Genomic DNA, 25,688 nt, shown 5'->3' with positions numbered 1-25,688 from the left:
TCTGTCCTGAAGACTGGGTCGACCATGTCGACCCAGCCATTCCTTTAGATGTTCTAGTTGGCAGGCGCTTGCAGATCAGCCGGAGGCTGCAAGTCGACAGGCGGTGCCAGATCCGCTGGCGGCGCAAGGTCGGAGGGAGGCGCCAAGTCTGCCGGTGGGGCTAGCCCATCCAGCCCCTCCGGGGTACCGAAGTCGAACGCCGGCTGGTCGCCATCAAGCCCAGGAATGTCGAGCTGCTGGATCGACTCCGGATCGATGCCGGTACCGGCTCCTTTGTAGTGCATGACCATGTCGGGGAACAGGATGACCATGGCGACCATGATGCATTGGATCACCACGAAGGGCACGGCGCCCCAGTAGATCTGGGCTGTTGTCACCGGCTCCATCCGCCGTCCCGTCAGCTTGTCGAGATAGGGACGCTTCGGTGCGACGGATCGAAGGAAGAACAGAGCGAATCCAAATGGCGGGTGCATGAAACTGGTCTGCATGTTGACGGCCAGGATGATGCCAAACCAGACCAGGTCGATTCCAAGCGCTTCGGCGGCTGGCCCCAGCAGGGGCACAATGATGAAGGCGAGCTCGAAGAAGTCGAGAAAGAAGGCCAGGATGAAGACCAGGAGGTTGACCACGATCAGAAAGCCGATCACGCCGCCCGGCAGCGAGACCAGCAGTTCCTCGACCCACTTATGGCCGTCGACCCCGTAAAAGGTCAGCGAGAACACGCGGGCACCGACAAGGATGAAGATCACGAAGGCCGAGAGCTTTGCCGTCGAGTCCAGGGCCTGCTTGAGCAGACCTAGCCCCAGGCGTCGCTTTGACCAGGCCAGGATCAACGCGCCCGCGGCGCCCATCGCACCGCCCTCGGTCGGTGTGGCAATGCCCATGAAGATCGTGCCCAGCACCAGGAATACCAGCGCCAGGGGCGGGATGAGCACGAAGACGACCTGGGCCGCCAGGCGCGAGAGCAGGCGCAGGTTCAGGTAGTAGTCGACCAGGGCTGCGGCGTAGGCGAACAGCACGCCGACCGCGATCCCGACGATATCCGCTCCCTGCTCGAGGTAGGGCGCGACCAGGAGGTCCGCTGCGTAACCGACAGCCGCAGCGATCACCAGGAGGGCCAGGAGCGAGCGCGTGCCGCGTGTGCCGTCGGCTTCCTTGATCGTCATCGCCTCGTCCGGCAGGGCCGGCGCAGACTTGGGAAAGACGATCGTCATCGCCAGGATGTAGAGCGCGTAGAAGAGCGACAGGACGAGGCCCGGAATGAACGCGGCCGTGTACATGTCGCCTACCGAACGGCCGAGCTGGTCGGCCATCACGATCAGCACGAGGGATGGCGGGATGATCTGGGCGAGCGTGCCGGATGCCGCGATGACACCGCTGGCCACCCGGCGGTCATAGCCGTAGCGCAGCATGATCGGTAGCGAGATCAATCCCATGGAAATGACGGACGCGGCCACGACGCCGGTGGTGGCCGCCAGGAGCGCTCCCACGAAGATCACCGCATAGGCGAGGCCACCGCGGATCTTGCCGAACAGTTGGCCGATCGTGTCGAGCAGATCCTCCGCCATGCCTGACCGCTCCAGGATCAGGCCCATAAAAGTGAAGAACGGGATCGCGAGCAGGGTATCGTTGTAGATGATCCCATAGACCCTTTCCGGCATCGCCTGCAGGAAGTTGGTCGGAAAGAGACCGAGCTCGATGCCGATGATCGCGAAGACGAGGCCATTGGCGGCCAGGGCGAATGCTACCGGGTATCCCAGGAGCAGGAACACCACCAGCGACCCGAACATGATCGGCGCCATGTTGTGGATCAGGAAATCCATGGCAGTAAGCTTTCGTGGCGCTGGACGTCAGACGGGTTCTGGTTCTCTGGTGCCGACCGGCTCGGTGTCGTGCCGGTCATGCGGGTCCGGGATCAGGCCGCGCATCACCGCGATCCGCTTGATGATCTCGGAAATGCCCTGGATGAACAGCAGCAGGAAGCCCGCTGGCACCAGGAACTTGGCCGGCCATTGCGGCAGGCCCCCCGAGTTGAACGACTGCTCGTCGCCAAGATAGGAGCGCATGAAGAACGGCCAGCCGTCGACGATCATGAGCAGGGTGAAGGGAAGCAGGAAGAGCCCATGGCCCAGCAGCTCGATCCAGTTCCGCACCTTTCTGGGAAAGCGGGCATTCAGGATGTCGATCCGAATATGCTCGTTCATCAGGAGCGTGTACGCCGCGCAGAACATGAAGACGCACCCGAACAGCTGCCATTGCATTTCGAGCCAAAGGTTCGAGCTGACGTCGAAGGCTTTGCGGATGATCGCGTTGACCGTCGAGATCACCACGGCCAGCAGGATGAGCCACATCGCCGTGCGCCCGATCAGCATGTTGAGCCGGTCGATCGCGCGACTTAGCGCGAGGAGCATGTCCACGCTGTTGCCTCCCTGGCTGCCTGCTGCTGCGCTGCCGAACGGATTGTATGGATACGATGTGCGCAGCGCCGCGCGACATTGGCTGCCTGAGAGCTTTGCATCAAGCCCAAGCCTGAGGCGGGCAATGCAGCGATTCGGCGATGAGTAGGCGCCTGGTGCTGCTGGGTTGCCTGGTCCTGATCGGCTGGGCGGCGGCGATGGCTTCTATGCTGAGTGCTGCACAGTTGCCCCCGTCCAGCAGCGGTCGGGCGACCGTGGCCTTTCCACCCGACTGGCCCCGGGAGTCGATCCTGAGCGCGACGCTGAACGCAGGTGCTCGCCCGATCCGGGATACGTGGTTGCCCGGCGTTACTCAGGTCAGCTTGGACGATCTCGGTTCGGTGGAGCGCCTGAAGGCCCTCGGGGCTTGGCTTGTCCTGCCGCCGGTGCCGTTCGAGGGGCTGGGGCTGGGCGGGTGCTCGTGGATGACGCCCGATGCCGATGCTGCGCCACCGCAAATCGCCAAGTTGCGCGCAGGACCGCTTTGAGCAGCATCGTCTTGATGCTCATGAGAACGGCCAGGGCGTAAGGAGCGGACGACCCGCATAGAAGGCGTCGAGATTGTCGACCACCAGTTGCGCCATCGCGTCGCGCGTCTCACGGCTGGCGGAGCCGATATGCGGAGTGAGAACGACGTTCTCCAGATCCAGCAGCGGTGCCGGCACGTTCGGCTCATCGGCGAAGACGTCGAGACCGGCACCGGCAAGCCTGCCGCCGACCAGGGCACCGACCAATGCAGTCTCGTCGACCACCGAGCCGCGGCTGATATTGACGAGGTAGCTGCTCGGACCGAGCGCATCGATCACCTCCCTGCTGACGAGACCGCGCGTGGCGGGCCCGCCGGGGCAGGCGATCATGAGGATGTCAATGGCGGCAGCCATGGCCGCCAAGTCAGGAAAGCGCTGCCATTGGACGTCCGGCTGATCATGGCGACCATGCCAGACAACCGTCATTCCGTGCGCCTCTGCCCTCGTTGCGATCGCCTTACCGATCCGCCCGAGCCCGAGGATGCCCATCGTCTTGCCGCCGATCCTGGTAGACAGGGGCAGTGGACCATGTTGCCAGTCGCCACGCCGGACGTAGCGGTCGCCCGCCGTGATGCCACGGAGCGTGCTGATCGTCAGGCCGATCGCGATGTCGGCCACATCCTCGGTCAGGACGTCCGGCGTGTTGCTCACGGCGATCCCGCGGGCCTGACAGTAGGGCAGGTCGATCCCGTCCACGCCCACGCCAAAGCAGGCGACCATCCCGAGCCGGGGAAGGCGGTCCATCAGGGCAGCACCGCAGATAATCTCGCCGGATGTGATGACGGCGGTCACGTCGGCGGCAACGTCACGCAGCATGGCCTCACGATCGTCAGCCAAGTCCAGGCGGTGACAGACATATTGCTCGTCCAACTGGGCGGTTTGCCGGGGCAGCAGCCCACGCAGCATCAAGATCTCTGGCTTCAATACGACCTCCCATTGGAACGCTTGGCGAAGCTAGCCGTATGCCTGCCGAGGGAGAAGGGCCGCCGCTTGCGCGTTGCCCGGAGCGAACGCGTCGGCTGAAATGGCGCCAGACGGAGAACGATATGACTGCATCGAGCTATGACGCCATCATCCTTGGCGCCGGCCATAACGGCCTCGTCGCAGGTACGTACCTTGCGAAGGCAGGCAAAAGGGTCCTCGTGCTGGAGCGACGCCACGTCATCGGCGGGGCCGCCGTGACGGAGGAGTTCGTTCCGGGCTTCCGCGGCTCGATCTTCTCCTACGTCATGTCGATCCTGCATCCCAAGATCATCCGCGAGCTGGAGCTTGCCCGGTTCGGCCTGACGGTCCTGCCGGCCAACGACCTGTTCTGCCCGCTATATGGCGAAGACTACATCGTCTTCTCCGACGACGTACGGAAGACCCAGGCGAGCTTCGCGCGCTTCTCCAAGAAGGATGCGGAGATCTACCCGGAATTCGACAAGTGGCTGATGGAGGCAGTGAACGTCGTCCGGCAGATGCTGTTCGAGACGCCGATCGACATCACCCGAACCGATCTGCAGGGGATGCGCGAGACAGCCGGCTTTGTCTGGCGGCACCGGAAGATCGGCCGCAAGTTCTACCGGGTCCTCGACCTGATGACGATGTCCGCCTACGACCTCCTGTCCGAGTGGTTCGAGAGCGACTACGTCAAGGCCGTCCTGGCCTATTATGCTTCGATTGGCACCTTTGCGGGCCCGAAATCGCCGGGGTCCGCCTACGTCCTCATGCACCACGTGATGGGCGAGCATGAAGGTGCGGGTGGATGGGGTTTCGTGCGGGGCGGGATGGGCGCGATCACGCAGGCAATCGCCCAGTCCGGGAGCCGTTTCGGCCTGGAGATCAAGACCGAGCGGCCGATCGAGCGGGTGCTTGTGGAAGGCAGCAGGGCGGTCGGCGTCGTCACTACGAACGGGGAGGAATATCGCGCGCCGGTCGTCGTCTCGAACCTGAACGCGAAGACACTGTTCACGCAGCTGGTCGAGCGGAAGGAGCTACCGCTCGAATTCATGCGGGAGATCGAGGGCTACCGGACCTTCAGCACCGCGTTCAAGATGAACGTTGCCTGTCACCATCCGCCACAATATCGCTCCTTCCGAAAGGAAGACGTGGGCTTCGACTATCCGACCTATGTCCATGTTGCGCCGGATATCGACTATCTGGAGCGGGCCTACGACGACGCGAAATATGGCTGGTACTCTGCCAAGCCGTTCGTCACGCCCGTGGTCCCGACGATCCGCGACGACACGCTTGGACCGCCTGGCAAGCATGTCGTGAACCTGTTTGGCGGCCACGCACCCTACCAGCTGAAGGGCGGCGACTGGGCAACCGAGAAGCCGAACTTCGTGAAGAACGTGCTGGCCACGATGGACGAGTTCGCACCCGGCTGGTCCTCGGAGATCATCGACATGCAGGTCCTGCTGGCCCCCGACATCGAGGAGGTCGTTGCCCTGCCGCAGGGCCATATCTTCCAGGGCGAACTCGCTCCGGACCAGATTTTCTTCAAGCGGCCGGGCGTAGGCGCTGCCGACTATCGTACGCCGATTCAGGGGCTCTATCTGTGCGGCAGTTCCTCCCATCCCGGCGGCGGCGTGTCTGGCATTCCCGGCCACAACGCCGCACGTGAGATCTTGAAGGACCTGAAGGGAAGGCGTGGCTAGGCCTGCGGCATCCACGTCGAGGGGAGCAGGAAGGTGAACGACGTCGTAGCGTTCCTTGAAGCGGGCGGCTCGGGCGAACCGGTCGAACGGGTAGACACGCACGGCGCCCACGTCTTCCTCGGCCGGAGGCGCGCCTGGAAGATGAAGCGCCCGGTCAAGTTCCGCTTCCTCGATTTCTCGAGCCTGAAGCAGCGCGAGCAGATCATCCGTACCGAACTGGATCTCAACCGGCGTACAGCACCTGCAATCTATCGGGCTGTGATGCCGGTCGTGCGGCGAGCGGACGGCAGGCTTGAGGTAGACGGCGAGGGGGAGCCGGTCGAATGGCTGCTCGAGATGGAACGTTTCGACCGGGACGACCAACTGGACCGGATGGCAGACAGGGGCCTTCTTCCGGTCGAGGTGATCGAGAAGCTCGCGCGCAACGTTGCGCGGTTTCATCGAGAAGCCGCGGTCGTCGCAGATGGCGGCGGCTTCCAGGGGCTGGCCGAGGTCGTGGAGGGCAATTCGGCCGACCTGATGGACCTTTGTCCCCATATCCTAGAACGGACTTCCGTCGAAAAGCTGGACCGCTTCTCGCAGGAACATCTCCGCCGACACTGCGACCTACTGGAGCGCCGGCGCGCAGAGGGAAAGGTCCGCCACTGCCACGGCGATCTGCATCTGGGCAATGTCGTTCTGCTGCAGGGCGAGCCCACACCGTTCGATTGCCTGGAGTTCGATGCCGGTCTTGCCAGCGTGGACGTAATTTACGACCTGGCGTTCTTGATCATGGACCTGCTGCATCGCGGGCTGCCGGGCCACGCCCATCGCGCACTGCAGGGCTGGCTGGAAGTGAGCGAGGACGACGAGGCCGTGGCGCTGCTGCCGCTCTGCCTGGCAACGCGGGCGGCCGTGCGTGCGAAGATCGAGGGCTTGCAGGGGCATGGCGAGGCTGCGCGCGCCTATCTGGCACTAGCACTGCGGTCGTTCGAGGAGCGGCCGGCGGTCCTGGTGGCGCTCGGTGGTGTGAGCGGTACCGGCAAGACCTCGCTCGCCCGCGGCCTGGCGCCCGACCTCGGACCCTTGCCGGGTGCCGTCATCCTGCGCTCCGATGTCATCCGCAAGCGCATGCACGGGATCGAGCCCGAACAGAAGCTGGCGCAATCCGCCTATAGCCCGGAGGTCAGCGAGCAGGTGTTCCGCAGGATCAGCGAACGTGCCACCGGGCTCCTGGCGAGCGGGCACGCCGCCATTGCCGATGCCGTGTATGGCGAGCCCGATCAGCGCCAAGCGATCGAGACGGCGGCGGCCCAAGCAGGCAAGCGGTTCCTCGGCCTCTGGCTTACCGCACCTCGCGAGGTGCTTGCAGGGCGCATCGGCCGCCGCCGCAACGACGCGTCGGATGCGACCACAGACGTGCTCGACCGCCAACTGGCGGCAATCAACAGGGATCAGATCACATGGAAGGAGATCGACGCCTCCGGCGACCAGGAGGCGACGCTCGCCAATGCGCGGGAGGCGCTCAGAAGCGGCGGATGAAGTTGTCCGCGTAGGACTTCGGCTTGACGATCCGCTTGTGCGGGTCGTCGACCTGATAGGTCAGCCCGTTGCGCTCGGCATAGGCGATGGCCGCTTCCTTGGTCTCGAACTTCAGCGAGATCTGCTGCGTGGTATCGTCGGATCCGACCCAGCCGATCAGCCGGTCCGGATCCTTGCGCGAACGCGGCTCCATCTCCAGCAGCCAGAAGCGGGTCTTGGCCCGCCCTGACTGGATGGCGGTCCTGGCGGGCTGAAAGATACGGGCGTCCGGCATGGTCATTGGTCCACAGGCAGGTACTGGTCGTCTATCCGGGCCGATGCGACCTCCGCAAGCGTCATCAGCCGGCGCCCACCTGCTGCCGGTAACGGTCGCGCCGTAGAGCCAGGGCCTGCAGCCCGACCAGGGCGGTCACGCCGAGGATCCGCCGATTCTCCAGGCCCGCCATCGCCTGGTCAAAGGAGAGGATGTGGGTGAGGATGTCCTCGCTCTCCTGTTGGAGGCCGAACACCGATCCTTCGGCCGGCAGGTCGGCCAGCCCGATGAAGGTGTGGACGCGCTCGGTCGTACAGCCTGGCGAGGAGAGGAACACGCCGACCTCTTCCAACTGCCACAGGTTCAGGCCGGCCTCCTCCATCGTCTCCCGGCGCGCGGTCTCTTCAAGACCGTCATCGCCATCGACCATGCCGGCCACCGCCTCCAGCACCCATGGTCCCTCGGGATGCTCCATGGCGCCCGTGCGAAACTGTTCGACGAGCAGGACGCGGTCGTGGCGCGGATCGTAGGGGAGGACTGCCACGGCACGCCGCTGGAACCAGAGTTCACGCGCGCACTCGACCTCGCCGCCGGAGAAGCACTCGTGGCGGATCTTCAGTGCCTCGGCCCGGAAGAAGCCCCGCCAGACCTCCCGACGCTCCAGGACCTCGAAGCGTCGCTTGTCCTGCCCCGTCACTCGTCGTCCGCTGGCTTGACCGTCTTTGGCACCTTGATGCGCATGAAGGCCGGCAGGGCATCGCCAAAGCCAAGCACCGGCTCCTCGCGCGGATCCTGGCGGCTACGCCCGGCCTCAGCCTGGACCGGGCGGCGGGCCTCCCCGCTTGCCTGCTCCCTTGCCGGCTCCTGATAGGTCGCATCAGCCAGATCGGGCTGCGGATCGTCCGTGCCGACCAGCGGAGCCTCGACGGGTGCCGGTCGCGCGGTGCGACGGCGGCGGGCCGGCTTCTCGCCGCCCTCGACACCATCCGGCGTCGCGACGTCCTCGCTCTTCGGCGTCCTTTTCCGGCGCAGCGCCGGCTCCTCCGGCTTGCGGGCTTCCTTCCTGGCACGCTGCGGCTTCTCGGCATCGGCTGTCTTGCCGCCAGCGACGGCCGCCGCAATCGGTCCCTCGCCCGGGCCGCTGCTGCCCCCGACTTCCAGCGCCGGGATCTCGCGGCCGACCAATCCGGTGATGGCCGCCAGGTATTTCAGCTCCTCGGAGGTGACGAAGGTGAAGGCGCGGCCCTTGCGGCCGGCACGCCCCGTCCGTCCGATGCGGTGGACATAGTCGTCCGGGTGGGTCGGCACGTCGAAATTGATGACGACCGGCATGTCGGAAACGTCCAGGCCGCGTGCGGCCACGTCGGTGGCCACCAGGAAGTCGACATCCCCGCGCTTGAACGCATCCAGCGTCGCCTGGCGCTGGGACTGGTCGAGATCACCGTGGATGTCGCTGGCATTGAGGCGGCGGCGTTTCAGTGTCTTGTTGAGTTCCGAAACCGACTTCTTGCGGTTGGAAAAGATGATGGCCTTGTCGATGTCCTGGTCGCGGATCAGGCGCACGAGCGTGTCGACCTTCTCGCGCGGCGAGCACATCACCACGACGTCGTCGATATTGGTCGCCGTCGTCGCCGGGCGCGCCACCTCGACGACCGCGGGGTCGCGCATGAAGCGGTCGGCCAGGCTACGGACTTCCTTCGGCATGGTCGCCGAGAACAGGAGGGTCTGCTGGCGAGCCGGCAAAAGGGAAATGATCCGCTCCACGTCCGGGATGAACCCCATGTCGAGCATGCGGTCGGCCTCGTCGATCACCATGATCTGCACGCCGCCCAGCAGCATGCGGCCGCGCTCGAACCAGTCCAGCATCCGGCCGGGCGTGGCAATCAGGACGTCCACGCCCTTCTCAAGCTGCTTCTCCTGGTCGCCCATGCCCACGCCGCCGATCAGCAGGACATGGGTCAGCTTCAGGTATTTGCCGTAGGTCTCGAAGTTCTTGGCCGTCTGCGTCGCCAGCTCACGGGTCGGCGACAGGATCAGCGAACGCGGCATCCGCGCCCGGCCACGCCCCGACGCGAGCTTCTCGATCATGGGCAGCGTGAAGGACGCCGTCTTCCCGGTACCGGTCTGGGCGATGCCCAGCACGTCCCGCCCAGCCAGCACGACCGGAATGGCGGCAGCCTGAATGGGGGTGGGTGTCGTGTAGCCGGAATCTTCGATCGAGCGGAGAATCTCTTCCCGGAGCCCCAGCGCTGCAAAGGCGGGGCTCGAAGGGGCGGTTTCGGTCAAGGCAGCAGAGCCGATCAAACAGTTGAGACTGCGCCGTTTCATTAAGACTTTCCATTGGAAAGTCAACGCGAACGGGTCGCTTGACCCGCCCTCGCAGTCCTGAGATGCGGTCACGGAGGATCGCCGACAGGACAAGCGGTCGACAAGGAACATCTAAAGTGACGACAATCGTCTTGGTTCCCGGGCTTTTGTGCAGTCCACGACTTTGGCAGGCACAAGTCGAGGCTTTGTCGGCGGAGCATCAGGTCATCATCTTCGATCATCGACGTGATGCCGATTATGGTGCGATGGCGGAACGGCTCCTGTCGGAAGTCCAGGGTCCATTCGCCCTGGTGGGGCTGTCGATGGGCGGCTATCTGGCGCAGGAGGTCGTGGCGCGTGCACCTGAGCGGGTCGAGCGGCTGGCCCTGACCTGCACCCGGGCGGAGCCGGACACCGAGGAAGGGCGGCAGCGGCGCATGGCGCAGGTCGCGCAGGCCGAGGCTGGTGCCTTCGCGACGGTCGCGGCCGGCCTCGGCCTTGGGTGGCTGGCACCGGATCATCGGACGCCTGCCATGCTGACCGTGCTGGCTGACATGGCCGCGTGGACGGGTGTGGAAGCTTTTCGCCGACAGCAGGAGGCGATCGCTGCGCGCCGGGACATGCGACCGGGCCTTCCAAGCATCAACTGCCCGACCCTCGTGCTGTGCGGGCGGCTGGACCAGATCACCTTGCCGGCCGGCCACATGGCCATGGCCGAGGCGATTCCGGGTGCGGACCTAGTCATCCTCGGCGGTTGCGGCCACCTGGCGCCGCTCGAGCGGCCGCAAGCGGTGACGGACGCCCTGCGCAGCTGGCTCGCCCGCTAGTCAAGTCATTGAACGGCAACGATCCCTCGGGTTCGTTCATGCAAAAATCATGGTGTCGTCACCGGTCCCCCAAGCCTTGGCAGGGCAACGGGGGATCATCGCATGAACCGGCCCGCGGGGGCAACGGCAGCTAGACGTCCAGTTCCGCCACCGACGTGGCATTCTCCTGGATGAAGGCCAGCCGAAGCTCTGGCTTGCGTCCCATCAGCTCCTCGACCAGCTGACTCGTCGTCTTGTTCTCGAGGTCGGCCAGTCCCACCCGGACCATCCGCCGCTTGGACGGGTCCATGGTGGTCTCCTTGAGCTGGCTCGGGTTCATCTCGCCCAGGCCCTTGAACCGGCCAATCTCCACGTTCTTCTTGTTCTTGAAGGTCGTGGCCAGGACCCGCGCCTTGTCCTTGTCGTCGCGCGCATAGGCGATCTTTCCGCCATGCGAGAGGCGATAGAGGGGCGGCTGCGCCAGGTAGAGATGACCCTGCTCGATGAGCTTGATCATCTCGCGGTAAAAGAAGGTCATCAGCAACGCGGCGATATGGGCGCCGTCGACATCGGCGTCCGTCATGATGACGACCTTGTCGTAGCGCAGGTCGTCCGAGCGAAAATGCTTGCCCGAGCCGCAGCCGAGCGCCGTAACGAGGTCGATCAGTTCCTTGTTCTGGGCGAGCTTGTCGGCCGTGGCGGAGGCGACATTCAGGATCTTGCCGCGCAGGGGCAGGATTGCCTGAGTATCGCGATTGCGTGCTTGCTTGGCCGAGCCGCCGGCACTGTCGCCTTCGACCAGGAAGATCTCGGTGCCGTCGCGGCCTTCCCGCGCGCAGTCCGCCAGCTTGCCGGGCAGACGGAGCTTGCGGGTCTCGCTCTTGCGCTGGACGTCCTTCTGCTTCTTGCGGGCCAGGCGCTCGTCGGCCCGGTCGAAGACATGGTCCAGCAGGCGGCTGGCGGCGGCGGGATGGGAGGCCAGCCAGGTCTCGAACCGGTCCTTCAGCCGGTTCTCGATCGGCCGGGTGATCTGTGCCGAGACCAGCCGCTCCTTGGTCTGGCCCTGGAACTGCGGCTGCGGGATGAAGGCGGAAAGCATCAGGACGGCACTGCCCTGCACGTCCTCGGCAACCAGGTTCGCCGCGCGCTTGGCAGCACCGATCCGCTCGGCATGGGCCTTCATGCCCTTCAGCAGGGCGCCACGCAGGCCCTGCTCATGGGTGCCGCCCAAAGGCGTGGGGATCGTGTTGCAGTAGAACCCCTCATAGCCCTCCTCGTCGAGAGGCCAGGCCACCGCCCACTCGATCCGTCCGGCCGCTTCCGGCAGGTCGGCTTCGCCCGCGAACGCATCGTCCACCACACGCTCGCGGCCTTCCAGCTGAGCCGCAAGAAAATCGGCCAGGCCGTTCGGGAAGTGGAAGTTCTCGCTGGCGGGTGTCTTGCCGCCGTTGACCAGCTCGGGCGCACAGGACCAGCGAATCTCCACGCCCTTGAAGAGGTAGGCCTTGCTGCGGGCCATGCGGTGCAGAGATGCCGGCGAGAAGGCGACGTCGGCGCCGAAGATCTCGGCGTCCGGCGTGAAGGTCACGGTGGTGCCCCGCCGGTTCGGCGCGTTGCCGACCGTTTCGATGGCACCTTGTGGCGTGCCGCGCGAATAAATCTGCCGGTACAGCTTGCGGTCGCGGGCGACCTCGACGATCAGCTCCGAGGCCAGCGCATTGACCACCGACACGCCGACGCCGTGCAGGCCGCCGGAGGTCTGGTAGGCCTTGTTCGAGAACTTGCCGCCGGAATGCAGGGTCGTGAGGATCACCTCGAGCGCCGACTTGTCCGGGAACTTCGGGTGCGGATCGATCGGGATGCCGCGGCCGTTGTCGCGGACCGTCACGCGGGTGGCGCTCTCCAGCACCAGCTCGATCCGGTCGGCATGGCCTGCCACCGCCTCGTCCATGGCGTTGTCGAGGACCTCGGCTACCAGATGGTGCAGCGCCCGCTCGTCGGTGCCGCCGATATACATGCCGGGCCGCCGGCGAACCGGCTCCAGGCCTTCCAGAACCTCGATGTCATGCGCGGTATAGTCACCGCGCCCGTCGGTGGTCCTCTGCTCGAACAGGTCGCTCATGCTCGCTTCCGGCCGCCCCGTCTCGCGGGTGGCCTCCATACTCTCGTCGTCATTGCCGGCTTGGTGGGTGCTAGAAGCTTGGCCGCGGCGCCCACGTCAAGGAGATGGCGCTTCAGTTCGACCAGTACAATCGGAGCTCCGCGGGATGGGGAATGGCAGCGATCTCGTCGGCCTCGGCGCGCTTGAGCGCCAGATAGGTGTCGATCAGCGTGCCGCAGAAGCAATCGCCAGCCGTCAGCACCTCGCGGCCGCGGTCGAGATCGTCCAGCGCCTGGTCGAGCGAGCGCGGCAGGTGCCTCAGCGCATGCTCCTCGGCCGGCAGGTCGTAGAGGTTGCGATCGAGCGGATCGTCCGGCTCCAGCTTGCGGGCGACGCCGTGCAGGCCGGCCAGCAGCATCGCCGAGATCGACAGATAGGGGCAGGCGAGGGGATCGGGAAACCGCAGTTCCAGCCGCTTCTGCTCAGGCCGGGAGGTCAGCGGAATGCGCACGGCGGCGGTGCGGTTGTTGGCGGCATAGGCCAGCACGGTCGGCACCTCCTCGCCCGGGCGCAGGCGCCGGTAGGAGTTGGTCGACGGGTTGGTGAACGCGGCCAGCATGGGGGCATGGGCGAGGATGCCCGCCATGAACGACAGGCAGAGTGGGCTGAGGTCGGCATAGGCAGAGCCGTGGAACAGGGCCCGGCCCGCGGCGTAGGCGGCCACCGACATCACCAGGTCGACGCCGTGCTCGTCGCGTGACGGCTTCGGCACGAAGGTGGCGCTCTTGCCGTAGCCGGCCGCCACGTTCTGGACGACGTAGCGGGCGATCTGCAGCCGGTCCGCGGCCACCAGGGCCGGGGCCGGCGGCAGGATCAGCACGTGCTGGCACGCTCCCCGGCCATGGCCATGGGTGACGCCCGGGATGCCGCACCCGGCCAGGATGGTCGCGATCTCGCTGCGCAGGTCGGAGAAATGGTCGGGTGGCGGGATGACGAACGCCGCGCGCCGCGCTGCCGGTCGATGGCCGGGATTGCCGCCTTGATAGGCCTGGCCGGACGCCGCAGGCGCCTCCATGGCGGTCAGCCGGTGCCCGACGCGGTAGGCCTCCTGGTCGAACTGGACATCGTCGAACAGCGAGAAGCCCAGCTCCATGCCGATGCTGACCTGGTCGGCGCCCAGGCCGCGCTGCACGTGCTGCAACGTCCGCTCCAGCGTGCCGCGGGGGCAGGCGTCGTAATAGTGGCTCGTGCCGGCTTCGACGGCGGAACAGAACACGACCTTCGTCGGCTGGGCCGCGAACGGATCCACGAAGGAGGATGCCGCATCGGGGCGGAGCACCGGATCGGGCTCGGTGGGCGCGTGCCAGCCGGGCACGGCCGAACCGTCGATCATGAAGCCGTCGGTGAACAGGGAACGGTTCAGCACGCCGGTCTCGATCGAGATCTGGCGAACATGGCCGGCCGTGTCGGTAAAGCGCAGGTGGCAGATCCGGATGCGCTGGTCGGCGATGGTCTGGATCAGTGAATCGACGTCGGACAAGGGATCGGTCTCCCGGCGCGCACCCTGATCATGCCGCCGAAGCTTCGCTGCCGTCCGAGTAGCCGTTCGCGCGAAAAAGAAAAGGGGCGGCCCGTCGGGGCCGCCCCTGCCATGCATGAACCGATGGGGCTCAGCAGTCGTAGTAGAGCACGAACTCATAAGGATGCGGGCGCAGCGCCATCGCATCGACCTCGGTGGTCTTCTTCATCGCGATGTAGTTGTCGATGAAGTCCTTGGAGAAGACCTCGCCCTGCAGCAGGAACTCGTGGTCGTTCGCGAGCGCTTCCAAAGACGCTGCGAGCGAACCCGGCACGGTCGGGATGTGGGCGAGTTCTTCGGGCGGCAGGTCGTAGATGTTCTTGTCGGTAGCCTCGCCCGGGTCGATCTTGTTCCGGATGCCGTCCAGGCCTGCCATCAGCATGGCTGAGAAGGCCAGGTACGGGTTGCAGGACGGGTCGGGGCAGCGGAACTCGACGCGCTTGGCCTTGGGGCTGTTCGAGTACATCGGGATCCGGCAGGCCGCCGAACGGTTGCGGGCCGACCAGGCCAGGTTCACCGGCGCCTCGTAGCCCGGCACCAGGCGGCGATAGGAATTGGTGGTCGGTGCGGCAAAGGCGAGGATCGCCGGGGCGTGCTTGAGCAGGCCGCCGATGTACCACTTGCACATGTCCGACAGGCCGTACTCCTTGTCGCCCGCGAACAAGGGCTTTCCTTCGGCCCAGATCGACTGGTGGCAATGCATGCCGGAGCCGTTGTCGCCGTAGAGAGGCTTGGGCATGAACGTCGCGGTCTTGCCGGCCTTCACCGCCTCGTTCTTGACGACGTATTTGTACTTCATCTGATGGTCGGCCATCGCCAGCAGCGTATCGAACTTCATGTCGATCTCGCACTGGCCGGCCGTCGCCACCTCGTGATGCTGACATTCGACGGTCAGGCCGATGTCGATCATGGTCAGCGCCATCCGGGCGCGCAGGTCCTGCAGCGTGTCGGTCGGCGCGCAGGGGAAGTAGCCTTCCTTCGGCCGGATCTTGTAGCCGAGGTTCGGACCCTCATCCTTGCGCATGTTCCACCAACCCTCGACGCTGTCGACCGAGTAGCTGCCGGAATGGATGTCCTGGCCGTAGCGGACGTCGTCAAAGACGAAGAACTCGGCCTCGGGGCCGAAGAACGCCTTGTCGCCGATGCCGGTCGACTTCAGGTAGGCCTCGGCCTTCTTGGCGATGCCGCGCGGGTCGCGGCTGTAGAACTCGCCGGTCACCGGGTCGACGACGTCGGCGATCATGACGAGCGTCTTGTGCTCGTAGAACGGGTCGATGAAGGCGGTGGTGGGGTCGGGCATCAGCAGCATGTCCGACGATTCGATCGTCTTGAAGCCGCGGACGGAGGAGCCGTCGAAGCCGAGCCCTTCCTCGATCTGGTCCTGCTCGAAGATCTGCGCGGGGTAGCTGATATGCTGCCAAGTTCCCGGAACGTCCGTCAGACGGACGTCGATCATCTGGATGCCATGTTCCTTGATGGCCGTCATGACATCCGCGGACGTCTTGCAACCCAGCGTCATCTCAGTCGCCTTCCTCACCCCCCGGGGTGATCGTTGGTTTCCATCTAGCCCCGACCGTCCAGTCGCTGCCTGGACGATCACCGAACTGGACCCCTGGCCGCCCGGCCGACGGGATGTTGGTCGCCGGGCGTTCCCGATCGACTGCCATCGTTCCCATGGCGGCGACGGGACTTGTCGTTCCCGTTTGCCCGCCCCGGGGCCGATCCTGCTTCCGATGGCGCCCAGGAGCTCGTCTACGGCTCGCGTGCGGGCCTTTCTAGGCACCGCCTTCAAGTTTGAGAAGGCGTTCTCGTCAGGTGCCAAGTCGCGGGCAAGGGCTGACAAGTCGAGCGGGACGGCGCCAGGGCTGCCCGCGCACCTCCACGCAATCAAGCATGAGGCAGCGCGCTGGCGCCGCCTCATGATCGTGGGGGAGTGGCTGTCGGCAGGGAGAGGCTGCCCGCCGCCAGATTCCCGCCCAGGTCAGGCCGCGGCCGAGATCCCGACCTGCGCGCCGGTCGGCACCGAGGCGATCGTCTTCAGGACCTGCGAGGCGATCTGGTAGGGGTCGCCTTGCGAATTCGGGCGGCGATCCTCGAGATAGCCCTTGTAGCCGTTGCGCACGAAGCTGTGCGGCACCCGGATCGAGGCGCCGCGGTCGGCCACGCCGTAGGAGAAGGTATGGATCGACGCGGTCTCGTGCTTGCCGGTCAGCCGCATGTGGTTGTCCGGGCCATAGACCGCGATGTGGTCCTCGCGGGCCGTTTCGAAGGCCGCCATCAGCTTCTCGAAATACTCCTTGCCGCCGACCTCGCGCATGTAGGCGGTTGAGAAGTTGCAATGCATGCCCGAGCCGTTCCAGTCGGTGTCGCCGAGCGGCTTGCAATGGAACTCGATGTCGATGCCGTACTTCTCGGTCTGGCGCAGGAGCAGGTAGCGCGCCATCCACATCTCGTCGGCGGCACGGCGCGAGCCCTTGCCGAAGATCTGGAACTCCCACTGGCCCTTGGCCACCTCGGCGTTGATGCCTTCATGGTTGATGCCGGCGGCCAGGCAGATGTCGAGATGCTCCTCGACGATCTTGCGCGCGATGTCGCCGACATTCTTGTAGCCGACGCCCGTGTAGTAGGGGCCCTGCGGTGCCGGGTAGCCCTGCTCGGGGAAGCCCAGCGGGCGGCCGTTCTTGTAGAAGAAATATTCCTGCTCGAAACCGAACCAGGCGCCCTCGTCGTCCAGGATCGTGGACCGCTTGTTGGACGGGTGCGGGGTCTCGCCGTCCGGCATCATCACTTCGCAGAGCACCAGCACGCCGTTCGTGCGCACCGGGTCGGGGAAGACGCGGACCGGCTTGAGGACGCAATCGGAGCTGTGGCCCTCGGCCTGCATGGTCGAGCTTCCGTCGAAGCCCCAGAGCGGCAGCTCGTCCAGTGACGGGAACGAGTCGAACTCCTTGATCTGCGTCTTGCCGCGCAGGTTCGGGACGGGCGTGTAGCCGTCGAGCCAGATATATTCGAGCTTATACTTCGTCACTTTGGGCCTCTCATTAGGCATGATGACATGAAGCGTGGCGCGTTCCCGATGCGTGCCCAGCCACGCATCGCGCGTCCGGCCGCCCACGGCTGCGGGAGAAGATGCATTTTATGTGCCAGCCAGCCGGGCGGACGGCGGGCAGGTGATGCCGCCATGGGCAGCCGGGGCGCAGAGCCTGCCGCCAAGTCGTGCAACTCGGTGGTCCGAGAAACGTTCTGATCTGATCGAAGCACTGCCCAAAGCAGCGGCGACTGCGTTTCGAAGCAGCATGAAAGCAAAAGTGATTAAAATAAGAGCAGCAACTGATTTTGAAACAGGCACATTGCGCAAATCACGTGCAATACCGACATGACACGGTTATGATCATGCCCGCATCCAGCGGCGGATGGAGCAACAACCCATGACTTCGAGTTCTTCTGACGGTACGGCCAGGATCTACCAGTTCCCCGCCCGGGCACGGGCACCGGTGTCGTCCGGCGACCAGCGGCGCAACGACAACCAGTCGGTCGTCGACCTTGCGATGATCCGCCTGCCCAAGATCGCGCTGGGCGGGTGCTGGTATCACGACGAGGCGGTCCAGGAAGCGGAGCGCAACCAGAAGCGCTGACGCATCGATCGCGGAGCCGCATCTTCAAGCGGATCGGACCTGGTCAGGAGCCGTGGCGGCCGCAAAGGCCAGCCGAGCCTGGAAAGCCAGGCGGTCCTTCCGATCCCCGTGGCGCGCCAAGCGCCAGGCCTGCTGCGTGACGAGACGTAGCCATTTGCCTACGCCGTCGTCCCGGGCCTTCAGGCAAAGCCTCGGATGCGTCCAGCGCGGGGACCGCTCGTGGGTCTTGCGCGATGTGCATGAAAAAGGCGGCAGCATGGCTGCCGCCCCGGCTTCATGGAAGCAGCGGCCGTCGAGCGGTCAGAGGGCGTCGTTGCCGCGCTCGCCGGTACGGATGCGCACCGCATCCTCTACCGAATAGACGAAGATCTTGCCGTCGCCGATCCGGTCGGTCTTGGCGGCCTGCTGAATGGCCTCGACCGCCCGCTCGGCCAGCTGGTCGTCCACCACGACCTCGATCTTCACCTTGGGCAGGAAGTCCACGACATATTCAGCGCCGCGATAGAGCTCGGTATGGCCCTTCTGGCGGCCGAAGCCCTTCACCTCGGTCACGGTCATGCCCTTCAGGCCGATCTCCTGGAGGGCTTCCTTGACCTCATCCAGCTTGAACGGCTTGATGACGGCTTCGATCTTCTTCATTGCGCGTCTTACTCCAGGACGAACGGTCGTAGCGCAAACTTGACCGTACCGATGTTTGCCCGCGTAGCTATGCACAGCGCGTGCCAGCTTCGGTGAGGTGGAGGTCTCCGCTCCCACAAAATGCGAGCGTCGGGCCGGTTGCACAAAAATGAGGCGACGTTGCGCAGATTAGCGGCACAACGCTCCGAAGTCGTGCATTTCCAGCCGTCGCTCCCGTCCCGCTTGACGAATGGCTCGCTCCCAGGCATTGAGCCGCGCGGATGGCGGGCGTAGCTCAGTCGGTAGAGCGCTAGGTTGTGGTCCTGGATGTCGCCGGTTCGAGTCCGGTCGCTCGCCCCACCCCCCACAGATCGATGTTGATGCGTTCGACCTGCCGTTGAACGGGTCACGCATAGAATAGTTCTAATTAAAACGATTGTGGGGATCGTGTTGTCAGCGTCGGATCAGAAGAATACGGCTTCCCTCGGAATAATGCCGTAGCGGCGCCAGACTGGCGCCAGATGAATCCGAGGGTGCCCGATGCGTCGTCCGGTAGTGCTGTTGATCACGGCGGCCTCCATGGCCTTGGCCGCCCAGGCCCGTGCCGTCGAGCCAGATGAAGTGGTCGCCACCTATGCCGAAATCGGCGCGGCCATGTACGCGGATTCGCTGGCCTCGGCCCAAGCGCTCGACCGGGCTGTCGACGCCTTCCTGAGCGCACCGTCCAAGGAAGCGCACGAGGCGGTCAAGGCGGCCTGGAAGGCGGCGCGCGTACCCTATCAGCAGACGGAGGCCCTGCGCTTCGGCAATCCCCTGGTCGACGAGTGGGAGGGCCGGGTGAATGCCTGGCCGCTGGACGAGGGGCTGATCGATTATGTCGACATGTCCTATGGCGACAGCTCCGAGGAGAACCCGCTCTACACCCTGAACGTGGTGGCATCGCCGCAGCTTCGCGTCGGCAAGGATGTGGTGGACGCCTCCGAGATCACCCCCGACCTCCTGAGCGACCAACTGCAGGAGGCGCTCGACGTCGAGACCAACGTCGCGATCGGCTATCACGCCGTCGAGTTCCTCCTTTGGGGACAGGACCTGAACGGAACAGGCCCCGGTGCCGGCATGCGTCCATGGACGGATTACAGCCTGGAGCAGTGCACGGGCGGCCATTGCGAACGTCGGCGCGCCTATTTGTCGGCGGCGACCGATCTGCTGGTGACGGACCTCCAGGAGATGGCGGACGCCTGGAAGCCCGGTGGCGCCGCACGCAAGGACCTGACGTCGGTCGCCCCTGAAGCCGGGATCGGCCGGATCCTGACCGGCATCGGCTCCTTGTCCTATGGCGAACTGGCCGGCGAGCGGATGAAGCTGGGCCTCCTGCTGAACGATCCGGAAGAGGAGCATGACTGCTTTTCCGACAACACCCACAACTCGCACTACTACGACCAGGTCGGCATGACCGCGCTTTGGAGCGGAAGCTACCAGCGCCTGGACGGCAGCGTGGTGCAGGGGCCGTCGGTGCAGGCGCTGGCAGCGGAAAAGGCGCCGGACCTTGCCCAGAAGGTGACGGGCCTGATGGATGACACCACGGCCAAGCTCGGTGCCATCCGCGAGGCTGCCGAATCCGGCCGCATGGCCTACGACCAGATGCTGGCGGCCGACAATGCCGAGGGCAACGGGATGTTGCAGGCGGCGGTCGACGCGCTGGTGGCCCAGACGCGCGGCGTCGAGGAGGTCGTAGCGGCGCTCGGCGTAGCGATCACGGTCGAGGGATCGGACAGCCTGGACGATCCTGCGGCCGTGGCACCCTGAGGATTGGGCGATAGCGGAGGACCAACCGATGCGCATCGCCAGGCGTGGCCTTTTGGCCGGCGCTGCGGCATTCGCGGCCGGCAGCATGACGGCGGCGACGCCTGTCCGGTCGACACCGGTGGCCGCTGCCTTGTGCGAGACCGGCCGGACCGTCGAGCGGCACCTCGTGGCCGCCCAGCGCCCGCACCGGATCGGCGGGGCCGAGGGGCCAGTCGTCCAGGCCTGGACCTTCGGCGACGAGGCGCTGCCGATCGTCCGGCTGCGTCGCGGCGATGAGCTGCATGCGCACGTCGAGAACCGGCTGGACCAGCATATCTCCGTCCATTGGCACGGCATCCGGGTGCCGAACGCGATGGACGGCGTGTCCTATCTCACCCAGCCGCCGATCCGGCCGGGCGACAGCTTCGACTACGCCTTCACGCCGCCCGACACCGGCACGTTCTTCTTTCACACGCACTGCAACACGATCGAGCAGCTTGGGCGTGGCCTGGCCGGCGTGCTGATCGTGGAAGGCGACGAAACAGTCCCGTTCGACGCGGAGCTGGTCTGCGTGCTCCGCGACTGGCGGGTGGACGAGCAGGGCAGGTTTACCCCGTTCACCAGCGCCACCGCGGCGGCCAAGGCCGGTACGTTCGGCAGGCTCCGGACCGTGAACGACCAGGTCGTGCCGGTGATGGACGTGCCGGCCGGCGGCGACGTGCGGGTCCGCCTCCTCAACGTCGACCCGACCCGAATCGCCGAACTGGGGGTGGAAGGTGCGGACGCCGCCGCCATCGCGGTCGACGGCAATGGGCTGCCGCCGCTCCCCCTCGAGACCTGGCGGCTCGGCCCCGCCATGCGGCTGGATCTCGCCATGCGCGCCCCTGGGCTTGGCGAGGAAGCCGTCCTGTTCGACTATTTCGCTGCCGAACCTATCCCGCTGGCCAGGTTTCGCGGCGTCGGCCCTGGCATCGACCGGGGCAGGTTCGACCCGCAGCCCCTCATCCTGTCGGACTTTCCAGCGCCCGATCCGTGGACTGCAGAGAAGCTCAGGCTGACCTTCCAGGCGACGGCAGTGGCAAGCGACCTCGTGCTGCCGGACGGCCAGATCCTGCGCTATGCGGATGGAATGTGCCTGTCGGGCTCGACGCACTGGGCAATCAACCGGCAGAGCTGGCCCGAAGCCGGGCACGAGCGCCTGCCGCCGGCCCTGTTCGATCTCCAGCGGGGCCGCAGCTACGAGATCGAGCTGGTGAACGCCACGCAGAACCAGCACCCGATCCACCTGCACGGGGTGACGTTCCAGGTGCTGGATCCGCGTCAGGGGACAGCCGGGCAGCGTGCCGACACGGTGCTGCTCGGTCCTCGCGACCGGGTGCGCATCGCATTTGTGGCGGATGCGCCGGGCGACTGGATGCTGCACTGCCACGTCATTGAGCACCAGGAGACCGGGATGATGGGCTATTTCCGAGTTGCCTGAGGGACGGCGGCGCGTGGCGACGGCACGCATGGCCGCCCTTGCTGCCTGCGTGCTGGTGATGGCCGCAAGTGCCTCCCTGGCGGCACGAAGTCTGGACGTGGCAGTCGGCAAGGCGCTGTTCGAGCGGATCTGGACGGTTGCCGGCGCCTCCAACCAGGCGAGCGACGGGCTTGGGCCGCTCTTCAACGCCCGCGCCTGCGCCAGCTGTCACCCCGGCGGCGGTGGCGGCCAGCTGCCGGGCGAGGGCGGTTCCGGATCGGCTGGCCTCGTCCTGCGGTTGCCCGCGCACTCCCCGCTCGGCCGGCAACTGCAGACCCAGGCGGTGCCGGGCCAGCGGGTCGAGGGCGAGCTGGAGCTGGCATGGCGCACGGAGACGCGGCGCCTGGCGGACGGAACGGTCGTGGAACTGCGCGCGCCGGCATGGCGGGTGACGCAGGATGGTGCCGGGATGGCCCATGGCTCGCTGCGGCTGGCCCCCGACCTTGCCGGGCTGGGCTGGGTGGAGGCGGCCCTGCGAGGCAGCGGCTTGCGCCCCTTCGGCCTGAAGGGCAGCCATGCCAGCCTGAAGGCGCAAGTCGAGGAAGCGCTGCTGCTCGATCTGGGCCTGTCGACGACGGCACGGCCGGAGGCCTGGGGCGACTGCACGGCGGCGCAGGCCGAATGCCGGGCGGCACCGCAAGGGGCCGAGCAGGAGGCGGAGCTGTCGGACGAGGTGGTGGACGCGCTGGCCAGCTATGTGCGGGCCCTGCCGCCACCGCCGCCGCTGGCACCACCGGATCCGCAAGGCCTGGCCCGCTTCGACGCTGCCGGCTGTGCGGCCTGCCACCAGCCGCAGGCAGGCGGGCTCGCCGCCTATTCGGACTTCCGCTCGCATGACCTGGGAGATGGGCTGGCCGACGACGATCCGGACGATCCGGACCGGAAGCGCTGGCGCACCACGCCGCTCTGGGGGCTGGGGACCCGCCTGCAGAACAATTTGCCGTTACTGCACGACGGAAGGGCGCGCGACGCCATGGAAGCCATCTTGTGGCACGGCGGCGAGGCGAGCATGTCCGTCGCAAACGTCACGTCCATGCCGGCGGCGGACCGCGACCGGCTCCTCGACTTCCTGAAAGGTCTCTGATCCGATGCGCCTTCTGGGCCTGGCCACCGGGATCCTGCTCGTCACCGCGTCGTTGGCCGAAGCGGACTTGGCGGAGCGCGGCAACCAGGCGGTGGAAGCCTGGAGCCAGGCGGCCGCTACTTTTAATGGCGCCACGGCCACGGCCTGCCCGCCGCCGCCGGCGACACCGGATCCGGCTGCCCTGGCTACGGCCAGGAGCGCCTTTCGCGACCTCGCGATCCGCTGGCAGCAGGCACGGCCCTGGCTGGTCGGCCCGGCGGCGTCGCGCGACCTGCCGAGCCAGGTCTGGTTCTGGCCGGACCCGCATGGTTCGGCCACCCGGCAGATCGGCAAGGCACTGGCGAGCGGCGAACCGCAGGGCCTGGCGTCGACCGGGCTGGGCCTGGCAGAGATCGTGCTGTTTGACGACGATCCCTTGTCGCCTGTCCGCTGCGCCATGCTGCGGGAGGTGGGGCGGACCCAGGCGGCGCTGGGCCAGGAGACCGCGTCCACCTTCACCACCACCCGGCTCTCGGCCACCGACCGCCAGCGGCTCCTGTTCGTGTCGATGCGCGACAGCCTGGACCGGATCTCGCAGGAGAAGATCGACCGCCCGCTCGGCCTGGACATCCAGACGGCCCGCGGCCAGCGCGCCGAAGCCTGGCGCAGCGGCCTGTCGCTCGACCTGATCGGCGCATCGCTGGATGCGGTGGAGGGGATCTACCTTCCGCCGGACGGCGTGGCGACGCGCCTGGCCGACAGCGAGGTCAGGCCGCAGCTGGACCGGATACTGCGCGACCAGTTCGCCCGCACTCGGAGGGCGCTGGCAGACGTCGCGATGCCGCTCGACCAGGCCGTGAGCGATCCGGCTGGACGGGCGCAGGTGGAGGCGCTGCTGCACGAGGTCCAGCAATGGCGGCTTTTGGTGGTGGAGCGGCTGGCACCGGCCATCGGCGAGACACTCGGGTTCAACGCGCTGGATGGCGACTGACATGAAGCTCGCGCGCCGACCGCTTTTGAACATGCTGGCGGGCCTGCCGTTCGTCGATCCCGTGCTGGCCATGGCGGCGGCGACCGAGCATGGCGGGGTCACGCCGCGATGGCTGGGCTGCCGTACCGAGCCTGTCGGCGGCGACGGTGCGGCCGGGCTTGCCCCGGACGGCAACAGCCCGTTCGGCATTCACCTGCCGGCACGCGGCCACAGCTTCGCGGTCCATCCGAGCGAGGACCTGGCGGTCGTGTTCGCAAGGCGTCCCGGCGTCTTCGCCGTGGCCTTCGCAACAGCGACGGGCGAGCGCATGGCGGTGTTCGAGACCGAGCAGGGCCGTCACTTCGCCGGCCACGGCACGTTCACGCCGGACGGACGCCTGCTGCTCGCGGTGGAGAACCGGTTCGACGGCAAAGACGGCGCACTCGGGGTCTACGATGTCCTGGACGGGTTCAGGAAGCTCGCGGAGCTGCCGGCCTACGGCATCGGCCCGCACGACGTGACGGTCATGCCGGACAACAAGACCCTGGCGGTGGCCGTGGGCGGCATCCTGAGCCATCCGCAGAGCAAGCGCCTGAAGCTGAACCTGGACACGATGCGTCCCTCGCTGGCGCTCATGGAGATGGAATCGGGGCGGCTCATCGAGCAGTTCCCGCTGGAAGGGGACCTGCACCAGCTCTCGCTGCGCCATCTGTCGGTGAATGCGCAGGGCCGCATCGCCTGCGCCTGCCAATTCCAGGGCGATCCCCTGGCCGAGGTGCCGCTCGTGGCGATCATGGACGGCAGCGGCTTCCGGCTGGCCGACGAGTTGAGGCCACGGGCGGCTGAGCTGCGCCAGTATACCGGCAGCATCGCCTTCGACACGAGCGGCCAATGGCTGGCGGTGTCCTGCCCGCGAGCCGACCGCATCCTGATCCTGGACGGCGAGGGGGCCATCCGCCACGAGGTCCCGTTGCCGGATGGCTGCGGCATCGCCGCGGAAGGATCGGCCGGCCGCTTCATCGCCAGCAGCGGTACCGGGCGTCTGATCGAGATCGACGCGCCGAGCGGGCGGACGAACGACCTGGCCCAGGCACGCGTGGCTTGGGACAACCATCTGGTCCCCATGCACGCCCGCGGCTGAACGCCGGCCATTCGCACCGTCGCGTCCTGCGTGCAGGATGAGCGCGCGGCGGGAGGGCCATGGCATGCAGGTGTCGATCAGCGTCCGGATTGATTTTGTCGGTGGGCGCCGGTTGGGTCCCGGCAAGGTCAGGCTGCTGGAGGCGATCGGCGAGACCGGCTCGATCAGTGCGGCCGGGCGCGCGCTCGGCATGTCCTACAAGCGCGCCTGGTCGCTGATCGACGAGTTGAACCGGATGTTCACCGACCCGCTGGTCGCCTCCCGCCATGGTGGCGCGCAAGGCGGCGGTGCCGAGCTGACGCCGTTCGGGCGTTCGGTGGTGGCGGCCTACCGCCGGGTCGAAGGGGAGGCGTCGCGCTCGGCCGCGGACATGATGGCCATGGTGGCGGCGAGACTGGCGACATGAGGGGAGCTTGGAGCGGGTGAAGGGAATTGAACCCTCGACACGTAGCTTGGGAAGCTACTGCTCTACCACTGAGCTACACCCGCGCCTGGGCCTCGATAGCCGCGCCTGACATTCTACGCAACGGTCTCGCAACGCTGCCTTGCCGATCCCCTACCGCTTTCGTGGCGCCGGGGTGTTGACGCCCGCCGCGCCTTCCCCTATCTCCGCGCCACCGCCGGTGGGTGTATAGCTCAGTTGGTAGAGCAGCTGACTCTTAATCAGCGGGTCCACAGTTCGAGTCTGTGTACACCCACCAAACCGGCCTTTCTATGCGAAGGCTTAGCGGGTTCCTCAGGTGATGGTGCCTCCTGACGTTTAGG

Annotated in this window: 22 protein-coding genes and 3 tRNA genes; 13 read left to right on the top strand and 12 right to left on the bottom strand. The window is 66.4% G+C overall.

Annotated features, from left to right (window positions below):
- Positions 1 to 53: 53 nt before the first annotated feature.
- Positions 54 to 1,823: a TRAP transporter large permease subunit gene (locus tag VHL31_RS18640; RefSeq protein WP_329662745.1), complete on the bottom strand. Its 1,770-nt coding sequence runs from the start codon at positions 1,821 to 1,823 to the stop codon at positions 54 to 56.
- Positions 1,824 to 1,850: 27 nt separating this feature from the next.
- Positions 1,851 to 2,411 (bottom strand): TRAP transporter small permease subunit, encoded by a 561-nt coding sequence (locus VHL31_RS18635; protein ID WP_329662760.1) that lies wholly within the window; start codon positions 2,409 to 2,411, stop codon positions 1,851 to 1,853.
- Positions 2,412 to 2,557: 146 nt separating this feature from the next.
- On the opposite strand from VHL31_RS18635, the gene VHL31_RS18630 reads away from it, so the two are divergent.
- The gene (locus VHL31_RS18630) at positions 2,558 to 2,944 is read left to right on the top strand and encodes a hypothetical protein (protein WP_329662744.1); all 387 of its coding nucleotides are present in this window, start codon (positions 2,558 to 2,560) and stop codon (positions 2,942 to 2,944) included.
- 18 nt (positions 2,945 to 2,962) lie between these two features.
- On the opposite strand, the gene VHL31_RS18625 is transcribed toward VHL31_RS18630, so the two are convergent.
- Positions 2,963 to 3,907, bottom strand: a complete 945-nt coding sequence (locus VHL31_RS18625; RefSeq protein ID WP_329662743.1) for a 2-hydroxyacid dehydrogenase — start codon at positions 3,905 to 3,907, stop codon at positions 2,963 to 2,965.
- Between the two features lie 122 nt (positions 3,908 to 4,029).
- Here VHL31_RS18625 and VHL31_RS18620 point away from each other — a divergent pair, with 122 nt between their 5' ends.
- The gene (locus VHL31_RS18620; RefSeq protein ID WP_329662742.1) at positions 4,030 to 5,625 is read left to right on the top strand and encodes an NAD(P)/FAD-dependent oxidoreductase; all 1,596 of its coding nucleotides are present in this window, start codon (positions 4,030 to 4,032) and stop codon (positions 5,623 to 5,625) included.
- Between the two features lie 33 nt (positions 5,626 to 5,658).
- Positions 5,659 to 7,146 carry an AAA family ATPase gene (locus VHL31_RS18615; protein WP_329662741.1) on the top strand — a complete coding sequence of 496 codons (1,488 nt, stop codon included), beginning with the start codon at positions 5,659 to 5,661 and terminating at the stop codon, positions 7,144 to 7,146.
- On the opposite strand, the gene VHL31_RS18610 is transcribed toward VHL31_RS18615, so the two are convergent.
- The 3 genes from VHL31_RS18610 to VHL31_RS18600 form a co-directional block, all read right to left on the bottom strand.
- The gene (locus tag VHL31_RS18610) at positions 7,130 to 7,420 is read right to left on the bottom strand and encodes an ETC complex I subunit (protein ID WP_329662740.1); all 291 of its coding nucleotides are present in this window, start codon (positions 7,418 to 7,420) and stop codon (positions 7,130 to 7,132) included. The two genes, VHL31_RS18615 and VHL31_RS18610, sit on opposite strands and share 17 nt — an antisense overlap.
- Positions 7,421 to 7,484: 64 nt before the next feature.
- A complete protein-coding gene (locus VHL31_RS18605; protein WP_329662739.1) occupies positions 7,485 to 8,096 on the bottom strand; it encodes an NUDIX domain-containing protein in 612 nt (203 codons plus the stop codon).
- Entirely contained in the window at positions 8,093 to 9,685 is a 1,593-nt protein-coding gene (locus tag VHL31_RS18600) for a DEAD/DEAH box helicase (protein WP_329662738.1), read from the bottom strand. Before VHL31_RS18600 ends, VHL31_RS18605 begins: the two co-directional genes overlap by 4 nt.
- A gap of 158 nt (positions 9,686 to 9,843) precedes the next feature.
- On the opposite strand from VHL31_RS18600, the gene VHL31_RS18595 reads away from it, so the two are divergent.
- A complete protein-coding gene (locus VHL31_RS18595; protein ID WP_329662737.1) occupies positions 9,844 to 10,533 on the top strand; it encodes an alpha/beta fold hydrolase in 690 nt (229 codons plus the stop codon).
- Positions 10,534 to 10,663: 130 nt separating this feature from the next.
- Here VHL31_RS18595 and parE read toward each other — a convergent pair whose 3' ends face one another.
- The 4 genes from parE to VHL31_RS18575 all read right to left on the bottom strand — a co-directional run bounded on the left by parE (position 10,664) and on the right by VHL31_RS18575 (position 17,220).
- Positions 10,664 to 12,634, bottom strand: a complete 1,971-nt coding sequence (parE, locus tag VHL31_RS18590; RefSeq protein WP_329662736.1) for a DNA topoisomerase IV subunit B — start codon at positions 12,632 to 12,634, stop codon at positions 10,664 to 10,666.
- A gap of 112 nt (positions 12,635 to 12,746) precedes the next feature.
- On the bottom strand, positions 12,747 to 14,153 hold the full coding sequence (locus VHL31_RS18585; RefSeq protein ID WP_329662735.1) for a glutamine synthetase beta-grasp domain-containing protein: 1,407 nt from the start codon (positions 14,151 to 14,153) through the stop codon (positions 12,747 to 12,749).
- A gap of 130 nt (positions 14,154 to 14,283) precedes the next feature.
- Positions 14,284 to 15,711, bottom strand: a complete 1,428-nt coding sequence (gene glnA / locus VHL31_RS18580) for a type I glutamate--ammonia ligase (protein ID WP_329662734.1) — start codon at positions 15,709 to 15,711, stop codon at positions 14,284 to 14,286.
- A 462-nt stretch (positions 15,712 to 16,173) separates the two neighbouring features.
- On the bottom strand, positions 16,174 to 17,220 hold the full coding sequence (locus tag VHL31_RS18575) for a glutamine synthetase beta-grasp domain-containing protein (RefSeq protein WP_329662733.1): 1,047 nt from the start codon (positions 17,218 to 17,220) through the stop codon (positions 16,174 to 16,176).
- A gap of 400 nt (positions 17,221 to 17,620) precedes the next feature.
- On the opposite strand from VHL31_RS18575, the gene VHL31_RS18570 reads away from it, so the two are divergent.
- The gene (locus VHL31_RS18570; protein WP_329662732.1) at positions 17,621 to 17,827 is read left to right on the top strand and encodes a DUF2735 domain-containing protein; all 207 of its coding nucleotides are present in this window, start codon (positions 17,621 to 17,623) and stop codon (positions 17,825 to 17,827) included.
- Positions 17,828 to 18,127: 300 nt separating this feature from the next.
- Here VHL31_RS18570 and VHL31_RS18565 read toward each other — a convergent pair whose 3' ends face one another.
- A complete protein-coding gene (locus VHL31_RS18565) occupies positions 18,128 to 18,466 on the bottom strand; it encodes a P-II family nitrogen regulator (protein ID WP_159710069.1) in 339 nt (112 codons plus the stop codon).
- Between the two features lie 263 nt (positions 18,467 to 18,729).
- Here VHL31_RS18565 and VHL31_RS18560 point away from each other — a divergent pair.
- The 7 genes from VHL31_RS18560 to VHL31_RS18530 all read left to right on the top strand — a co-directional run bounded on the left by VHL31_RS18560 (position 18,730) and on the right by VHL31_RS18530 (position 25,329).
- Positions 18,730 to 18,805 (top strand) — tRNA-His (locus VHL31_RS18560).
- A gap of 180 nt (positions 18,806 to 18,985) precedes the next feature.
- Positions 18,986 to 20,251 (top strand): imelysin family protein, encoded by a 1,266-nt coding sequence (locus VHL31_RS18555; RefSeq protein ID WP_329662731.1) that lies wholly within the window; start codon positions 18,986 to 18,988, stop codon positions 20,249 to 20,251.
- 28 nt (positions 20,252 to 20,279) lie between these two features.
- Entirely contained in the window at positions 20,280 to 21,710 is a 1,431-nt protein-coding gene (locus VHL31_RS18550) for a multicopper oxidase family protein (RefSeq protein WP_329662730.1), read from the top strand.
- 13 nt (positions 21,711 to 21,723) lie between these two features.
- On the top strand, positions 21,724 to 22,833 hold the full coding sequence (locus VHL31_RS18545) for a di-heme oxidoredictase family protein (protein ID WP_329662729.1): 1,110 nt from the start codon (positions 21,724 to 21,726) through the stop codon (positions 22,831 to 22,833).
- A gap of 4 nt (positions 22,834 to 22,837) precedes the next feature.
- Positions 22,838 to 23,803, top strand: a complete 966-nt coding sequence (locus tag VHL31_RS18540; RefSeq protein WP_329662728.1) for an imelysin family protein — start codon at positions 22,838 to 22,840, stop codon at positions 23,801 to 23,803.
- Position 23,804: 1 nt separating this feature from the next.
- Complete coding sequence (locus VHL31_RS18535) at positions 23,805 to 24,923, top strand: DUF1513 domain-containing protein (protein ID WP_329662727.1); 1,119 nt, start codon at positions 23,805 to 23,807, stop codon at positions 24,921 to 24,923.
- Between the two features lie 64 nt (positions 24,924 to 24,987).
- Positions 24,988 to 25,329, top strand: a complete 342-nt coding sequence (locus VHL31_RS18530) for a winged helix-turn-helix domain-containing protein (protein ID WP_329662726.1) — start codon at positions 24,988 to 24,990, stop codon at positions 25,327 to 25,329.
- An 8-nt stretch (positions 25,330 to 25,337) separates the two neighbouring features.
- On the opposite strand, the gene VHL31_RS18525 is transcribed toward VHL31_RS18530, so the two are convergent.
- A tRNA-Gly gene (locus VHL31_RS18525) sits at positions 25,338 to 25,412 on the bottom strand.
- Between the two features lie 136 nt (positions 25,413 to 25,548).
- Between VHL31_RS18525 and VHL31_RS18520 the strand changes: the two genes are divergently transcribed.
- Positions 25,549 to 25,624 (top strand) — tRNA-Lys (locus VHL31_RS18520).
- Positions 25,625 to 25,688: the final 64 nt, after the last annotated feature.

The organism is Geminicoccus sp. (assembly GCF_036263595.1).
Taxonomy (GTDB): domain Bacteria; phylum Pseudomonadota; class Alphaproteobacteria; order Geminicoccales; family Geminicoccaceae; genus Geminicoccus.
Note: the sequence above shows the minus strand (reverse complement) of the source record. Positions and strands in the feature narration are given on the sequence as shown.

What these genes read in the sequence shown, in the direction of transcription:
- VHL31_RS18640 (WP_329662745.1), bottom strand. Translation starts at nt 1,823, where the DNA reads ATGGATTTCCTGATCCACAACATGGCGCCGATCATGTTCGGGTCGCTG.
- VHL31_RS18635 (WP_329662760.1), bottom strand. Translation starts at nt 2,411, where the DNA reads ATGCTCCTCGCGCTAAGTCGCGCGATCGACCGGCTCAACATGCTGATC.
- VHL31_RS18630 (WP_329662744.1), top strand. Translation starts at nt 2,558, where the DNA reads ATGAGTAGGCGCCTGGTGCTGCTGGGTTGCCTGGTCCTGATCGGCTGG.
- VHL31_RS18620 (WP_329662742.1), top strand. Translation starts at nt 4,030, where the DNA reads ATGACTGCATCGAGCTATGACGCCATCATCCTTGGCGCCGGCCATAAC.
- VHL31_RS18610 (WP_329662740.1), bottom strand. Translation starts at nt 7,420, where the DNA reads ATGCCGGACGCCCGTATCTTTCAGCCCGCCAGGACCGCCATCCAGTCA.
- parE (WP_329662736.1), bottom strand. Translation starts at nt 12,634, where the DNA reads ATGAGCGACCTGTTCGAGCAGAGGACCACCGACGGGCGCGGTGACTAT.
- glnA (WP_329662734.1), bottom strand. Translation starts at nt 15,711, where the DNA reads ATGACGCTGGGTTGCAAGACGTCCGCGGATGTCATGACGGCCATCAAG.
- VHL31_RS18570 (WP_329662732.1), top strand. Translation starts at nt 17,621, where the DNA reads ATGACTTCGAGTTCTTCTGACGGTACGGCCAGGATCTACCAGTTCCCC.
- VHL31_RS18565 (WP_159710069.1), bottom strand. Translation starts at nt 18,466, where the DNA reads ATGAAGAAGATCGAAGCCGTCATCAAGCCGTTCAAGCTGGATGAGGTC.
- VHL31_RS18555 (WP_329662731.1), top strand. Translation starts at nt 18,986, where the DNA reads ATGCGTCGTCCGGTAGTGCTGTTGATCACGGCGGCCTCCATGGCCTTG.
- VHL31_RS18550 (WP_329662730.1), top strand. Translation starts at nt 20,280, where the DNA reads ATGCGCATCGCCAGGCGTGGCCTTTTGGCCGGCGCTGCGGCATTCGCG.
- VHL31_RS18540 (WP_329662728.1), top strand. Translation starts at nt 22,838, where the DNA reads ATGCGCCTTCTGGGCCTGGCCACCGGGATCCTGCTCGTCACCGCGTCG.
- VHL31_RS18535 (WP_329662727.1), top strand. Translation starts at nt 23,805, where the DNA reads ATGAAGCTCGCGCGCCGACCGCTTTTGAACATGCTGGCGGGCCTGCCG.
- VHL31_RS18530 (WP_329662726.1), top strand. Translation starts at nt 24,988, where the DNA reads ATGCAGGTGTCGATCAGCGTCCGGATTGATTTTGTCGGTGGGCGCCGG.